Below are 15,112 nucleotides of genomic sequence, written 5' to 3'. Positions count from 1 at the left end.
ATGAGCGACAGTCTGGACGACTATATCGATGCTGTCGCGGCGGCGCTGTCGCTGCCCATCGATGCCGCATGGAAGCCCGCAGTAAAAATGAATCTCGAAGTATCGCTGCGCATGGCGCGTCTCGTCGATGAATTCCCGCTGCCCGATGAATCCGAAACGGCTGATATCTATGTCGCTTGATCACGTTTTCACGCCGAATGGCGCCTGGCGCCCGGCCTCGGATATCGCCAAGGCCGTCGCCGCGCAAAAAATCTCTGCGCTCGCGGTCGTCGAGGCGGCGCTGGGGAAAATCGAGCGTCACAATCCGATGCTCAACGCCTTCACCGATGTCACGGCGGATCGTGCCCGTGCCACGGCGCATGCGCTCGATGCAGTCATTGCCAAAGGGGAAAGCGTCGGCCCGCTCGCCGGTGTGCCCTTTGCGGTGAAGAACCTGCTCGACATCGAAGGCCTGCCGACACGGGCGGGATCGAAGATCAACCGCGATCGGCCGGCTGCGCTCCGCGATGCGACGCCGGTGGAGCGCATGGAGGCCGCCGGCGCGGTGCTGGTCGGCGGGCTCAATATGGGCGAATACGCCTATGACTTCACTGGCGAGAACAGCCATGACGGCGCCTCGCGCAATCCGCATGACATCACGCGCATGACCGGCGGCTCGTCCGGCGGTTCGGGCGGCGCGGTGGGTGGCAGTCTGGTGCCGCTGGCGCTCGGCTCCGATACCAATGGCTCGATCCGCGTGCCGTCCTCATTCTGCGGCATCTTCGGTCTCAAGCCCACTTATGGCCGGCTGTCGCGCGCGCGTTCGTTTCCATTCGTGGGGAGCCTCGACCATCTCGGCCCGTTCGCGCGGAATGTCGAAGATCTCGCGCTGTCCTATGACGCGATGCAGGGGCCGGATGCGGAGGATGCCGCCTGCAGCAACCGTCCGATAGAGCCCATATCGGCATTGATCGGACAGGATATTGGCAGTCTCCGCATTGCGACGGCCAGTGGCTACTTCCAGAAAAATCTGATGCCGGAGGCGCGGGAAGCCGTTGCCATCGTCACCAAGGCGCTCGGTGTCACACGACATGTCGAGCTGCCCGAAGTCGCCCGCGCGCGTGCGGCCGCCTATCTGATCTCGACCACCGAGGGCGCGTCGCTGCATCTCGATCGCCTGCGCCAGCGTGCTGCCGATTTCGATCCCGCGGTGCGCGACCGCCTGATCGCCGGCGCCATGGTGCCGGCGGCACTGGTCGATCGCGCGCAGAAATTCCGGCGCTGGTATCGCGCCCGTGTGCTGGAGATTTTCAAGGACGTGGACGTCATCATCGCCCCGGCCACGCCTTGCATTGCACCAAAAATCGGCCAGGCGACGTTCGAGCTCGACGGTGTCGAGCTGCCGGTCCGCGCCAATATCGGCATCCACACCCAGCCGATCTCCTTCATCGGCCTGCCCGTTGTTGCAGTGCCGGTGCCGCAGGATCCGATGCCCATCGGCGTGCAGGTCATCGCAGCACCCTGGCGTGAAGACATCGCGCTGCGTGTCGCCTATCATCTGCAGGAAGCGGGCGTCGTCGCCGCACCGCACGCAAAAGCGTTCAACTAATCAGGGACTGGAAATGGATATCGATCTGCCGGACGTCATCGCCGAAGTGAGCGCGGCTTTCGCGCGTTACGAGACGGCGCTGACGACCAATGACACCGCCGTGCTCGGCGAACTCTTCCGCAACGATTCGCGCACCATCCGCTACGGCATGGGCGAAAATCTCTACGGCTATGACGAGATTCAGGCTTTTCGTGGCGCGCGCTCGCCGGTCGGCCTGATGCGCCGCACCGATCGCACCGTGATCACCTCCTATGGCCGCGACACCGCGGTGGCCTCGACGCTTTTTTATCGCGACAATGCACCGGGCAAGGTCGGCCGACAGATGCAGACCTGGGTCCGCTTCCCCGAAGGCTGGCGAATCGTGGCGGCCTCTGTCAGCCTGATCGACGAACCGCAGGCAGCAAAAGCATAGGCCGCAATGAGCTTCGACGACATGTTGATGACGCCGGGCAAGCCGCGCCGTCTGCGCAGCACTGGCGCGGTGGATCGTGCGACAGGCAAGCTCACGCGCGCCGAGGAGCTGCGTCAGCAATTGTCCGACGATATCGTGCGCGGCGCGCTGCCACCCGGTGCGCCGCTGGACGAAACCGAACTGGCCCAGCGCTTCAACGTTTCGCGCACGCCGGTGCGCGAGGCGTTGCGTCAGCTCACCGCCAGCGGTCTCATCGAGTCCCGCCCGCATCGCGGCGCCGTCGTCGCGCAACCGTCTGCAGATCGTCTGGTCGGCATGTTCGAGGCGATGGCCGAACTCGAGGCGCTGTGTGCGGGCCTTGCCGCCGAACGCATGCCCGCGGTGCAGCGCCGTCAGCTTGAGGCGATTCATGAAGAGCTGCGCGTGCTCAGCTATGACGGCAATCCCGAGCGCTTTCATGAAGTAAACGAGCGCTTCCACAATGCGATCTACAAGGGATCGCAGAACGACTACATCGCCGAGATCACCCTGGCGACGCGTGCGCGCGTGCAGCCGTTCCGCCGCGCCCAGTTCCGCAATCTCGGCCGGCTCGCCAAGTCGCATGCCGAGCATGATCGCGTCGTCGTGGCCATCATGCGCGGCGATCGCAGCGGCGCCGCGGCTGCCATGCGCGATCACATCGTGCTGGTGCGCGACGAATACGAGCATTACGCCGTCTCGCTCTAGCGGCGCGACGCTTCGGCTAATCCCCTGTTTCCGCACGGGGATTTTCACCTGCGGAACTTTCGTGGTCCGCGCCGGTTAGGATTTGTGGGAATTCAAGGTGTGAGCCAGAGCAACCCGTGCCCGGAGGCATCGGGTGATTTTTGCTTTGGCATCAGTCGTGCGGTGGATCAAAGGAGCCCGGGTGTCGATGTGTCGAAGCAGGGCGACATGAGCAGTGCAAGCGCCGAGGCCACAGCGCCGGACGGGCTTTCGCTGCAGGGCGCGCGGGTCATCGAGACGGATATTCCGGCGCGTCTCGACAATCTGCACTGGAGCGGCTTCCACACCCGCGTCGTCATCGCGCTCGGCGTCACCTGGATTCTCGACGGGCTCGAAGTGACCTTGGCCGGCGCGCTCTCCGGCGCGCTGAAGGAGGACCCGGTCCTCAAATTTTCCAATCTCGATATCGGTCTCGCCAACAGCGCTTATCTCGCCGGCGCCGTGCTCGGCGCGCTCGGCTTCGGCTGGCTCACCGACCGGATCGGTCGCAAGAAACTGTTCTTCATCACGCTCGCGCTTTATCTCTCGGCGGCCGCCGCGACCGCGTTCTCGTGGAATCTCGCGAGCTACGCTTTGTTTCGTTTTCTCACGGGCGCCGGCATCGGCGGTGAATACACCGCGATCAATTCGACCATCCAGGAGCTGGTGCCGGCGCGCTATCGCGGCTGGACCGATCTGGTCATCAATGGCAGCTTCTGGCTCGGCGCGGCCATGGGCGCCGTCTGCGCCATCGTGTTGCTAGATCCCGCGGTGGTGTCGCAGTCCTATGGCTGGCGCATCGCTTACTTCACGGGGGCGGCGATCGGTCTCGTCGTGCTGTTCATGCGCATGTGGATTCCGGAAAGCCCGCGCTGGCTGATGATCCACGGCCAGCCCGAACGCGCCGAAAAGATCGTGGGAGACATCGAGGCCGCCGCGCATCAGCAGGCGAAGCCGTCGGAGATCGCATCGCTGCCAAAAATCAAGCTGACGCAGCGCGATCACACGCCCTTGGCCGAGGTCGCGAAGACGCTACTGGTGTCATATCGGCAGCGCTCGCTGGTCGGGCTGGTGCTGATGGCGGCGCAGGCGTTCTTCTATAACGCCATTTTCTTCACCTATGCGCTGGTGCTGACGGATTTCTTCAACATTCCGTCGAACCATGTCGGCTGGTATCTGCTGCCTTTCGCCGCCGGCAATTTCCTTGGCCCGCTGTTGCTCGGCCGGCTGTTCGATACGGTGGGCCGCCGCGTGATGATCGCCTTCACTTACGGCATGTCGGGCATCCTGCTCGCGATCTCCGGCTATCTGTTCTCCATCGATGTGCTGAGCGCACAGACCCAGACCATCGCCTGGATGGTGATCTTCTTCTTCGCCTCGCCGGCGGCGAGTGCGGCCTATCTCACGGTGAGCGAAACATTCCCCATCGAGGTGCGTGCGCTCGCCATCGCGCTGTTCTATGCCATCGGCACCGGGATCGGCGGCGTCGCCGGCCCTGCGCTGTTCGGCGTGCTGATCGATTCCGGCTCACGCCTCAGCGTGTTCGCCGGTTACCTCCTTGGTGCCGTGCTGATGATCGTCGCAGCGTTCGTCGGCTGGCGCTATGCCATCGCCGCGGAACGCAAGCCGCTTGAATCAGTTGCACGGCCACTGGCCGCGACGGAGTGACACCATGACATCACCGCAGAAAATCATCGAAATTGCCATGGACGATGCGCCGCCCGCGGCCTCTGCGATCTTCGATCATGTCGACATCGCGCTGCCGCGCCTCAGCGAATGCGCGCTGCTGCTGGATATCGACGGCACGCTGCTCGACATGGCGCCGACGCCGCGCGAGGTCTGGGTGCCGCCGGATCTCGCCACGAATATGGGCAAACTGCTGCAGCGAACCAATGGCGCCATGGCGCTGGTGTCCGGCCGCTCCGTCAACGATATCGATCTGATTTTCGCGCCGATGCAGTTTCCCGCCGTTGGTGGCCATGGCGCCGAGATGCGGCTTGCCCGCGAGGTGGAATCCGTCGCGTCGGGCGCGCCGCCGATGGACAAGCAATTGAAGCGGCGGCTGGCTGCGATCGCAAAGCTCTCACCCGGCATTCTGCTGGAGGACAAGGGCTATTCGCTGGCGCTGCATTATCGTCTCGCCCCGCATGCGGAAAAGGCGATCTATGATGCGGTGTCGGCCATCCGCGCCGATCTTCCGAATGCGCCGATCGAAGTCTTGCCTGGCAAGTTTGTCTGCGAAATCAAGCCGGCCGGCTTCACCAAGGCGACAGGCGTGATCGAACTGATGACGCATGAACCGTTCAAGGGGCGTCGTCCGATTTTTCTCGGCGATGATGTCACCGATGAAAGCGTCTTCGCCATCATGCCGGGCATGAATGGTCTTGCATTCTCCGTCGGCCGTCATGCGCAAGGTGTTGCTGGTCATTTCGCCGAACCGCGCGATGTGCGTGCGTGGCTCGGGCGATTGCTCATCGATGATGCCAAACTGAAATAGCTAACGCAGCGCGTAGGCGCGTCACTGTGTCTCCTGTCGAACATTCGGAACTTCACAAAAATGTCGAGTTCCACTTCTGCTTGCCCGAATTTGGTTTCAATCGGGTCGAATGATGACGAGGAACCATATTCATGAACGGACGTTTATAATCCGCAGCCAATCAGGAGGGAATCTTGTGAATCTCGTCGTCGTCTCAAACCGTGTCTCGCGCGCTTCGGCAAATGAACCGATGACGGGAGGTTTGGCGGCAGCATTGCTGCCCGTGGTTGAGAAGTCCGGCGCGATTTGGGTGGGTTCCTCGGGCCGCCTGCGCGAAGGCGCGCAGAAAGAGCCTTTCGCTGAAATTGAAGCGCTTGGCGCCGGCGCGCTGGCGATGCTGGATCTGCCGGCTGCGCATTACGAGGGCTATTACGAAGGCTTCGCGAATTCGGCGCTGTGGCCCGCGCTGCATTCCCGCACCGATCTGATCCGCACCACGCAGGACAATTATCAATCATATCGCGAGGTGAACTCGTTCTTCGCACGTGCGCTGCTCAAGTTCCGCAAGCCGGACACCGCCTTCTGGATTCAGGATTATCATTTCCTCGCGCTCGGCGCCGAGTTGCGTGCGCTTGGCGTGACGCATCCGATCGGCTTCTTCCTGCATACGCCATGGCCGACCCGCGATATTTTCGGCGGCGTGCCGCATCATCGCGAACTGGTCGAAGCCATGCTGGCTTACGACTTGATCGGTTTCCAGACCGATGGCGATCGCGATAACTTCCTGTCTTATGTGGAGGCCGATCTCGGCCTCGAAGTGTCGGGCGGCACGGTGCAGTCGCGTTATGGCGCTGCGCGCTGCGCCGTGTTCCCGATCGGCATCGATCCCGCGAAGTTCGCCGCCTTTGCCGCGAAGTCGTCGTCGCATCCGGATGTCTCGCGTTTGCGCCGCAGCCTCAATGGCGAGAAGCTCGCCATCGGTGTCGATCGCGTCGATTATTCGAAGGGCCTCGTCAATCGAATCGAGGCGTTCGATCGCATGTTAACGGCGCAGCCGCAGCTCAAGCGCTCGGTCTCGCTGCTGCAGATCGCAACGCTGTCGCGCGGCAATATCGAAGCTTATGGCGATCTGCAGAACCAGCTCGCCAAGCTGGTCAGCGACGTCAATGGCCGCCACGGCGAGGTGGACTGGACGCCAATCCGCTATCTCAACAAGGGATTCAGCCAGACCGTCCTTGCCGGCCTCTATCGCACCGCGCAGGTCGGTGTGGTGACTCCGTTGCATGACGGCATGAATCTGGTGGCCAAGGAATATGTCGCGGCCCAGAACCCGGTGGATCCCGGCGTGCTGGTGCTGTCTAAATTCGCCGGCGCCGCCAATGAGCTCGATACGGCGCTGCTGGTGAACCCGAACGATATCGACGGCATGGCCCGCACCATCGCGACCGCGCTCTCGATGCCGCTGCTGGAACGCCGCATGCGCTGGGAAGCCATGATGACCAAGCTGCGTGCCGGCACCATCCAGGAATGGTTCAGCGATTTCGTCGATGCGCTGGACCGCGCCCATGCGCTGAACGACACCGCCGCCAATGACGATGTGCCCGCTTCCGAACCTCCGGTGGTATGGCCGGTCCATTCGGTTGCATCCGGCGCCGCAACCAGGCTGCATTGACGCGGCTGCTGGGTAGGCGCGCTCTTCGGCGCCGGTGACTGGGTTCAAAGCGGCCGAATCGGGCGCTTTCCCCACCATCAGGTGGGCTGCGCCGATCCCGGAGCGGCCAAAATACCCTTTATTTTCCAATTCATTGCGAAAAATCGCCGATCTCTCGCGGCGCTCTCTTGCAAATCGGTCGTGAGCCCGTCATGAGAGGCGCACTGGGGAGGTGGCCGAGTGGTTGAAGGCGCACGCCTGGAACGCGTGTGTGCGGGAAACCGTACCGAGGGTTCGAATCCCTCTCTCTCCGCCAGTAGCCCCTTAAAGCCTTGAAATTCAAATTGTTTCTTTCGAAACAAGGCTTTCGCAATCGGTTCGGTGTACACGAAAGTGTCCACAACATGCGCCGACTGGCGAAGAAGAAGATGCTCTCACCCTGGGTACATCCTCGCAGTTCCATCTATTGGTTCCGTCGGCGCGTGCCAGCGAAATACCTTAAATTTGGAATGCCGACCGAGATCAGGTTCTCGTTGGAGACCAGGATCTGGGAAGAGGCGGTAGCTCTCTGTGCGGAGCACAATCTCCGCCTTGAGCGCGAGTGGAAGGCCGGCCTGGTCGGAGAGAAGCCGACACAGATGTCGTTCCGGCAGATCGCGGGGCTTGCAGGCGAGTTCTACCGGGAGACGATAGGAGCCCGCAGCGAGGAGCCGGGTAAGCCGCTGGACATCCAAGCCGAGCTCTCGGCCACCAAGCGCCGCCGGTTTCCGCCCCCCGGCATCCCGATGCACGACGGCCATCTCTACGGGAGCTTCAGCGAGGAGGCTCGCCGATTCCTGACGGAGAAGGGCATCATCCTGGTCGGAGATCGCCTCAAGTTGTTCCTGGAAGCGTATGTCGACGCCAAGAGCGTGGCCCTTGAGGAGCTTCTCGAAAACGCCAATGGTAAATACAAGAAGAATCCGGCAGCGGACGACTTTCCGGCTTACGATCGGCCGGCCGACCCGGCGCACCAGTTCGACGTGCTGTGGGACGACTACAAAGGCGACGTCGGGCGCGCCTTGGCAGCATCCACGGTGAAGCGATGGCTCCCGTGCATGGAATCCTTGATGTCCTTCGCCGGCACGCGCGACATGTCGCGGGTCACCGAGAAGCACATCCTGGGCTGGCGGGACAATTTGCTGGACAAGTCGATACCGCGGAAGAAGTTGATCACTCCCAAGACCGTAAGGTTCGCCTACATCGCCGCGGCGCAGAGCTTTTTCGGCTGGGCCAAGCGAAATTCGCGGCTGCCGTCCGATCCGGCCGCCGAGGTGCATGTCGAAGTCGTCAGCAAGAAAGCCATCAAGATGCGCGGCTTCAGGGACGACGAGGCCGCCACGATCCTGTCGGCGGCGCTGGCGCCGATGAGCGAGCAGATGACGGCGGAGAGCCGGGCGGCCCGCCGTTGGGTGCCTTGGCTGTGCGCCTACACGGGCGCGCGCGTCAATGAGATGACCCAGCTTCGCGCCATGGACGTCCACACGTACGATGGCATCTGGTGCGTCCACATCCGGCCGGAGGCGGGCACGGTGAAGACGCTGCGCGCCCGCAGCGTGCCGATCCACCCGCATCTGGTCGAGCAGGGCTTCCTCGAATTCGCGGCACAGAAGCAGGGCGAAACGCCGCTGTTTTACGCGATTGAGCGCCAGCGCAAGAAAGACCGTAAGAACCCGACCTACACGTCCGTCGGAAACAAGCTGGCAAGTTGGGTGCGGGAAGACCTCGAGATCACGGATCCGACGGTCGCCCCCAACCACGGCTGGCGTCACCGCTTCAAGACCGTGGCGCGCAAGGCGGGCTTGGACGCGGAAAAGCGCGACGCCATCCAGGGCCATGCGCCCCGCACCGAAGGCGAGAACTATGGCGAAATCCCGCCGGACGTGATGCTTCCGGAAATTCTGAAGCTGCCGCGTTACGAGGTCGAGCCGGGCGAACTGCGCGACGGACGGAGAAGGAAGGCTCGGTAAGGCGTGCGCTCGGCGGCTGGTGAGCGTGCGCACCTGGATCGGGTGTGGAATGTGAGACTACGAGCATAGCCGCCGCGAGTTCGCTTCGCCTCCGTCCGCCCGCTTCGTCAGCTTGTGAGCATTGCAGCGCTGCTCAGGTCAGCTGGATATCGGGGCCCCATTCCGATCCTTCTGTTCAGCGAGGTAGACGTCCTGGAAGTCGATATGTCCGGCCAGAAGTTCCGGCCGGTACGGCATTTCGCGATCATAGACGAGGACGCGAGGCGCCTTGAAACGCCGCATGACCGAAGGATGATAAGTGGCTTTGGGAATGATCTTCCGCGCCTTTTCCTTCCACTTCAGCCGCCAGAACAGCAGCCGGACGCCCGTCTTGCATTCGTCGTGCTGCTGCCCGGTATGGCGGCCATACGTCGACAGCAGGTTCTCGTTCACCAGTAGGCCCGCTTTCTTCGCCTGGTTGGCCATCCACTTGAGTGCGATGTCCGACAATCTGGATTCGTTTTCGGGATAGCTGCCCCCGACGTCCGAATGGTTGCCCGCGAACCATAGCTGCCTCAGATACGCGCCTTCCTCGACTTCGCGGTTGGGAGGCTCCGTATCGTTCGCCCAAGGCACGCGGTCGAAGTCCGCTCGCCGTTCGTCGAGGGAAAGAGCGTGGCGTGCGTAGCGGACGAGCGAATTGAGGTGACGATCGAAGAACTTCATCTGCACATTCGTCAGATGCACCGTTTGCCACCATTTGAACCCAGGTACGCCGACCGAGACCTTGAGCCGCAGCAGATAGTACGATGCGAGACCCACAAAGCCGACGGCGGCAACGGTCTCGATCCACGTCATCCAGAAGACGAAATCGTATCGTGTGAGAAACCATGCGAGGAGCGCCGCCAATCCGCATACGACGACGGCAGCAGCCGTCCATAGCCAGGGAACGAGCGACGAACTGACGCCGATCGCGGCGACGGTGTCCCACACGCCGATGAAGTGCGGTACGACGTTGGAGACACCGGCCTCCTCGGAGGCGTAGCGTTGCCTGAACTGATCGCCAAGCACGGGCGCTTCCGCACGATCGTCCGGTCTTGCTAGGCGAGATCTCTTGGATGGAAATATTCTTCCACGTTATTCGTTGCCGCTTTCCGCGTGGGACGAGTCGAGGATATGGGCCCAGTTCAACGAGATGAAGTCGATCCGGCATCGGCTCGCGCTCCACCCTCTCCGGCCATTCGCAGTCATCACGACCGTGAGCGCAAATCCGGCCAACTAAGCTACCTGGATTTGCATTCCGAAGAGCTGCTCGCGTCTATGGGTTTCTCAAAGATTCTAATCGTCGCGTGGTCGAAGAAAACAGCGGCCTGTAGAGGACCGCGTTGCGCTCCAACTAACTACTCTCCCAATACCGAGACTCGGAAAGTGCAATCGCGGTCACCGCGGAGCAGCGTGAAACGCTCGAAAAGGTGCTCCGGCGTAACCATCTCCCGAGCAGACGCCCAGCAAAATGGCCCGCAGGTCCCGCAACGCGAAGGCGCGAGCCGAGGTGCATACGGCCGTCGGGCGCCATCGATATAACCGAGATCATGCGTATGGATGAAGTCGAGCAAAATTCCTCAATGCTGATTATCGTGAAGACGGAAACGTAGATGCAAGACGCATTCAGCCTGATCTCGCAACTGGCGGCATCGGGCGACGTAGGGGGCGCTACTACTTTCCGCGACTCATGACTGCGCCTTCTCCAGTCGATCTATCTGCGTAAATGAATCGCACGCCCAGCTCCTCAAATTTGAGCCGGATCGCATCGATGACGTCGATACGACGTTGGTTAGTCGGTATCGTATCGTCGTTTTCGAGGCGAATTATCGTGCGCCGCGACACGCCAACATGCTCGCCAAGCGTCAATTGATCCATGTTCAGCAACCCGCGCGCGGCTCGGATCATGCGCGGTGACGGGAGCTTATCCGACATGTCGTTTACCAGCCTCCTGGAGCGAATCAGCAAGAATTAACCATAGCCGATTGTCACTTAAAGGAGCACTGGACATTTGCCCAATACTGTCACATATAGTGACTGTCGCTTTTGGAGACACTCGCAAACTGGAGCACGATGTGAACTACACTGCCTACATCTCGAGCCATCGCTGGCGCAACAACGGAGCGCGCCTGCGCGAGCTCGCAATCGCTGGCGGTCAGTGCCGGCTTTGTGGCTACGCAGGACCGCTTGAGGTCCACCACCGCGATTCCGTCAACCTTGGCGATGAGCGCGACGGCGACCTTATCGCCCTGTGTATTACATGCCACCGCGAGGTGACCTGCATCCTGCGTCGCCGGCGCTACCAAGCCCTCCGTCCTCTGAGTCCGGATGCGCCTCGCGTCCGTGGTCGTCGCCTCACCCTTGTCGATCCGACCCGCGGGAGCACCAATCCATGAATGCCGAGCACGTGAAAATTCGGATTGAGGGAACGCGACGCCTCATCATGCACGCTGGTCGTCTGGCTGATCCGCTAGACCCGGTCTCCAAGAACCTCGCCCGATTGACCTCGAAGAAGATGAAAACGGAGGCTGACCACGAAGCGATCGGGAAAACTGAGTGGTTTGGTGGCTTGTGGCTCGACGGTGGCGTGCCGTGCATCACCGCAGAAGCTTTGATGGCCACGTTCATCGGTGCAGCCCGTACTCGTCGACGAGGACCTCAGGCGAGCGCCGGCTTGGTCGTTGAGACAAATGCAAAGCTGGAATACGCCGGTCCAGCAGACCTCGACGCCCTATGGGAAGACCATCGCTTCCGGCTGCGAGTGCCGGTGCGCGTGAACAGCGCGCGTGCCATGCGTACCCGTCCCTGCTTCGAAGATTGGAGCGCAGAGTTCAGTGCGTCTTTCCTGCCGACGTTGTTGAACCCCGCCGAGATTGTCGAACTTTTCATCATCGCGGGTTTCACTAAGGGCGTAGGCGACTGGCGACCCCAGAATGGGACCTTCACGGTCAAACAAATCGGGTAGCCAAAAGCTACCGATGCCACGGTTTGGTAGGGCGTGGCGGGGCGTGGCCCGGCGAGCAATGGTGTGGTCCGCCTAATGAGATGATGGGGATGCATTGCTTCTGCATCTCCATCATCGCTCCCGATGAACAACGCCAGAAACGCTCACCAAACGAACGACCGGCGGAGACTACACTGACCGTGAAACGTGGAAATCTCGCGACAGTCGGGATCCAGAGCAAATACCAACGCGATCCAAACGGATCGTAACGCGCCATCCGGCGCGAACAGGAGAACTTTGTCATGCGTAGCGAACTGGATGAGAAAGGCCGTATTGACGACGGCCGCGCACTCAAACTCAAGCGGCCGAACTCTATCGCGGCGCGCTTCTTCGACGAACGGCCGACGAGTTGGCAACAGGCCACTGTTTTGTGGCGGTCCGTGCCGGCACACGCGTTCCATCGTGATCACCGTCACGCCGTCAATGAATGCATGCGACGGACATCTTCAACCATGGCGATTTGGCGTGCCGCTATTGCAGGCGATGCGGCTTGTGCGATCAAGCTGGCTCTTACTATGGGCGTCCCCGGCCGGATCACGGTGCGCACGGATCTCACGATGACCGTGCTGCTGCACAACGTTCTCCGCGGCGACACTGCGGCGACCTTGGTGCTCTCAAGCTTGATCAAACGCATGCCGATCGATCGCATCGACCGCCTCTGTATCGCAGCGTCGTGGCTTGCGCACAATTTCCGGCAGGCGTGGCCCGAACTCGATGAAAGTGTCGAACGCGTCCGTCGCATCGAAGGAGACCTATGATGAACACTTTCATTCCGTCCTTTGCAAGACTCGGAACGTGGCAGGTGCATCCTCCCTAGCATGCAAAGTCGCCGACCTCGCCATCACCACAACGGAGACATCGATGTCCGATCTCACAAACTACTTCGCCAGAGGCCTGAACCCGCAGGTGCATCCTCCCTAACGCTATCTCCGAATGGAAATACCATGAAGACTAATAACAAATCCGGCGTAAATCGCGGGCGTGCCAACAGCACCTCCGGCATCGCCACCACCAAGAAATCCGAAGCACCACCGGCTATGGGGCCGGTGGCAGCAGAAGTCCATCGCAAGAGCTCCGAAGCCGCTCGTGTCTACCGACGTAGCATGTTGACGACGAAAGCGAAGCGCGCTGACGAACTTCAGATATCCGTACCGCCCGAAGTGAGGGGTGTCACCGGCCTTGCCGCCCTTCGCAAATTTGACCATGACGACGACGACCACAAAGGTGCGACCGTAGCCTTCAAGGCGCCGGACATCGTCGCCGTCACTGCCATCGATGTGGCGGCTAAGCTGGCGCTTGCCGACGCGATCGACGCTTCCATCGGCCTGGCTCAGGAGATCCGGGACGGATCTCCTGTGGTGCTTGTCGATGTGACCGATCTCGAACTGCTGGAGCGGATCGCCCTGATTTGGAGGGACGTCATGCTACCCTCGGCCGCCGCATGCGCGAAAATCTCCGCGGGCGGTCTCAGGCATGGCCGACACGACGCGGCATATATGGTCGTCCGGTCACCTGCGAAACCTCGCGATGTAGACGACATCCGTCGCAGCGTGTTGGAGGCGCTCGCTTTGGCGGTGCCAGTCTTCGCTTTTACGCCGGGGGCTGAGGCTCACCTTCCCGCCGAACTCCAACGCGCCTGCACTCACCGCCTCACGCTGTCGCGTCTTGACTCCGCCACGATCACGCGGACGATTGAAATCGTGAGCGGACGGAAGTGCCGCAAGCGATTGACGTCGGCTGCTGCTTCGGTCACGAGCATGGCGGACATCGCGATCGCAGTTAGGTTCGATCGCAAGCCGACCGTCTGCATCACGGCTCTTGAGCGTCTCGCCGCGGAAAAGAATGCAACACGCGATTCACGCGACCTGACACTCGATCAATTGCACGGTATGGATGAAGCGGTCAATTGGGCCCGTTCGGCAATCGACGATGTCGAAGCGTGGAAGCGCAAAAAGATTCCGTTCAGTTCGATATCTGCGAAGATCGCTTTGAATGGCCCACCCGGCACCGGTAAGACGACGTTTGCGAAAGTGTTTGCCGCAGAAGCGAAGTTTCCTCTGGTAACCGCCAGTTTAGCGCAATGGCAGGGTTCAGGTGAAGGACATCTTGGACATTTGCTCAGGGCGATGAAACAGGATTTCGATCGCGCGCGAGCATTGGCCGATCCGGTCTGCGTCTTGTTCATCGACGAGTTCGATTCATTTCCAAATCGCGCGGAGTTGACGCACTCGCACAAAGACTACCAAATCGAAGTCGTGAACGCGTTGCTTGAGCAGGTAGACGGCCTAGCGTCGCAAGGCCACCTAATCATCATCGGTGCATGTAACGACGTCAGTCGATGCGATCCCGCATTGGTTCGGCCAGGCCGCCTGAATCCGGTGATCGAGATCAAACTTCCAGACCTCGCTACGTTGGAGCGCATGTTTCGCGTAAGGCTCGGTGACGATCTTAAAAATGAAGATCTGACGGACATTTGCGAACGGTCGCTGGGAGGCGCAGGTGCTGACGTCGAGCGTGTTGTCGCGGACGCACGCCGCATGGCGCGCCGGGACGGAGGTCGCAGCTTGACTTATGGAGATCTTCGAAATGCAGTTAGCAGCACGCACGATATGTCCGACGTGCAGCGGCGCCGTTCGGCTGTGCATGAAGCCGGCCACATCGTTATCGAAGTGTTGCTGAACGGTGCCGATGGTGTGCACGCCACCATCGCAGTGTCGTCGCGCATTGGCGGTCGCGTTGTCCGAACTAGGGATCTGGATGCTGCCGGCACGTATGAGGACTATGCCCGGCGTCTGCAGGTACTGCTCGCGGGCCGCACGGCGGAAATACTCTTGCTCGGCGATTGCGGACACGGATCCGGTGGGGTGCCGGGATCCGACTTGCAGATCGCCGGCGCGATGGCGGCCGCCATGGCGGGTTCGATCGGACACTCAGGTCCGCACCCGTTGCTTTATCTCGCATCTCGGGAGCGCACTGACGAGCTGTTGACCTATTCCGAGATCCGCCGCGCCGCCGGTGAAGAATTGTTGAAGGCGGAGGATGCTTGTCGCGCTCTACTACAGCGGCATCGCGGTGCGCTGCAAGCAGTCGCAGAAGTTCTCGTCGAGTTCGGCCGGATCGACGGCGTCGCGGTGGCACGGCTCATGGCTGAACAGAATTCTTGGAAGGCACTCCGAGCATAAACTCATAGGAGTAGACGGTCTCGAT

Annotated in this window: 13 protein-coding genes and 1 tRNA gene; 12 read left to right on the top strand and 2 right to left on the bottom strand. The window is 61.4% G+C overall.

Annotated features, from left to right (window positions below):
* The 9 genes from RPMA_RS27550 to RPMA_RS27510 all read left to right on the top strand — a co-directional run bounded on the left by RPMA_RS27550 (position 1) and on the right by RPMA_RS27510 (position 8,880).
* On the top strand, positions 1–180 hold the full coding sequence (locus RPMA_RS27550; RefSeq protein ID WP_211910854.1) for a DUF4089 domain-containing protein: 180 nt from the start codon (positions 1–3) through the stop codon (positions 178–180).
* Entirely contained in the window at positions 170–1,588 is a 1,419-nt protein-coding gene (locus tag RPMA_RS27545; RefSeq protein ID WP_211910853.1) for an AtzE family amidohydrolase, read from the top strand. The genes RPMA_RS27550 and RPMA_RS27545 overlap by 11 nt, the downstream gene beginning before the upstream one ends.
* A 13-nt stretch (positions 1,589–1,601) precedes the next feature.
* Positions 1,602–2,000, top strand: a complete 399-nt coding sequence (gene hpxZ, locus RPMA_RS27540; protein ID WP_211910852.1) for an oxalurate catabolism protein HpxZ — start codon at positions 1,602–1,604, stop codon at positions 1,998–2,000.
* A 6-nt stretch (positions 2,001–2,006) separates the two neighbouring features.
* Complete coding sequence (locus tag RPMA_RS27535) at positions 2,007–2,726, top strand: GntR family transcriptional regulator (protein ID WP_211910851.1); 720 nt, start codon at positions 2,007–2,009, stop codon at positions 2,724–2,726.
* A 207-nt stretch (positions 2,727–2,933) separates the two neighbouring features.
* A complete protein-coding gene (locus RPMA_RS27530; protein ID WP_211910850.1) occupies positions 2,934–4,412 on the top strand; it encodes an MFS transporter in 1,479 nt (492 codons plus the stop codon).
* 37 nt (positions 4,413–4,449) lie between these two features.
* On the top strand, positions 4,450–5,241 hold the full coding sequence (otsB, locus tag RPMA_RS27525) for a trehalose-phosphatase (protein WP_249225774.1): 792 nt from the start codon (positions 4,450–4,452) through the stop codon (positions 5,239–5,241).
* A 175-nt stretch (positions 5,242–5,416) separates the two neighbouring features.
* On the top strand, positions 5,417–6,892 hold the full coding sequence (gene otsA, locus RPMA_RS27520; RefSeq protein WP_211910848.1) for an alpha,alpha-trehalose-phosphate synthase (UDP-forming): 1,476 nt from the start codon (positions 5,417–5,419) through the stop codon (positions 6,890–6,892).
* A gap of 205 nt (positions 6,893–7,097) precedes the next feature.
* Positions 7,098–7,187: transfer RNA gene (locus RPMA_RS27515), tRNA-Ser, on the top strand.
* A 193-nt stretch (positions 7,188–7,380) separates the two neighbouring features.
* Positions 7,381–8,880 carry a site-specific integrase gene (locus tag RPMA_RS27510; protein WP_211910847.1) on the top strand — a complete coding sequence of 500 codons (1,500 nt, stop codon included), beginning with the start codon at positions 7,381–7,383 and terminating at the stop codon, positions 8,878–8,880.
* Positions 8,881–9,018: 138 nt separating this feature from the next.
* Here RPMA_RS27510 and RPMA_RS27505 read toward each other — a convergent pair whose 3' ends face one another.
* Complete coding sequence (locus tag RPMA_RS27505; protein WP_211910846.1) at positions 9,019–9,930, bottom strand: phospholipase effector Tle1 domain-containing protein; 912 nt, start codon at positions 9,928–9,930, stop codon at positions 9,019–9,021.
* A gap of 645 nt (positions 9,931–10,575) precedes the next feature.
* Positions 10,576–10,836: a helix-turn-helix transcriptional regulator gene (locus RPMA_RS27500; protein ID WP_211910845.1), complete on the bottom strand. Its 261-nt coding sequence runs from the start codon at positions 10,834–10,836 to the stop codon at positions 10,576–10,578.
* 457 nt (positions 10,837–11,293) lie between these two features.
* On the opposite strand from RPMA_RS27500, the gene RPMA_RS27495 reads away from it, so the two are divergent.
* The 3 genes from RPMA_RS27495 to RPMA_RS27485 all read left to right on the top strand — a co-directional run bounded on the left by RPMA_RS27495 (position 11,294) and on the right by RPMA_RS27485 (position 15,087).
* Entirely contained in the window at positions 11,294–11,866 is a 573-nt protein-coding gene (locus tag RPMA_RS27495; protein ID WP_211910844.1) for a hypothetical protein, read from the top strand.
* Positions 11,867–12,147: 281 nt separating this feature from the next.
* The gene (locus RPMA_RS27490) at positions 12,148–12,663 is read left to right on the top strand and encodes a hypothetical protein (RefSeq protein WP_211910843.1); all 516 of its coding nucleotides are present in this window, start codon (positions 12,148–12,150) and stop codon (positions 12,661–12,663) included.
* A 186-nt stretch (positions 12,664–12,849) separates the two neighbouring features.
* Positions 12,850–15,087, top strand: coding sequence for an AAA family ATPase (locus tag RPMA_RS27485; RefSeq protein WP_211910842.1), 2,238 nt, complete (start codon positions 12,850–12,852; stop codon positions 15,085–15,087).
* Positions 15,088–15,112: the final 25 nt, after the last annotated feature.

This window comes from Tardiphaga alba (assembly GCF_018279705.1).
In the GTDB taxonomy this organism is placed as follows: Bacteria; Pseudomonadota; Alphaproteobacteria; order Rhizobiales; family Xanthobacteraceae; genus Tardiphaga; species Tardiphaga alba.
Note: the sequence above shows the minus strand (reverse complement) of the source record. Positions and strands in the feature narration are given on the sequence as shown.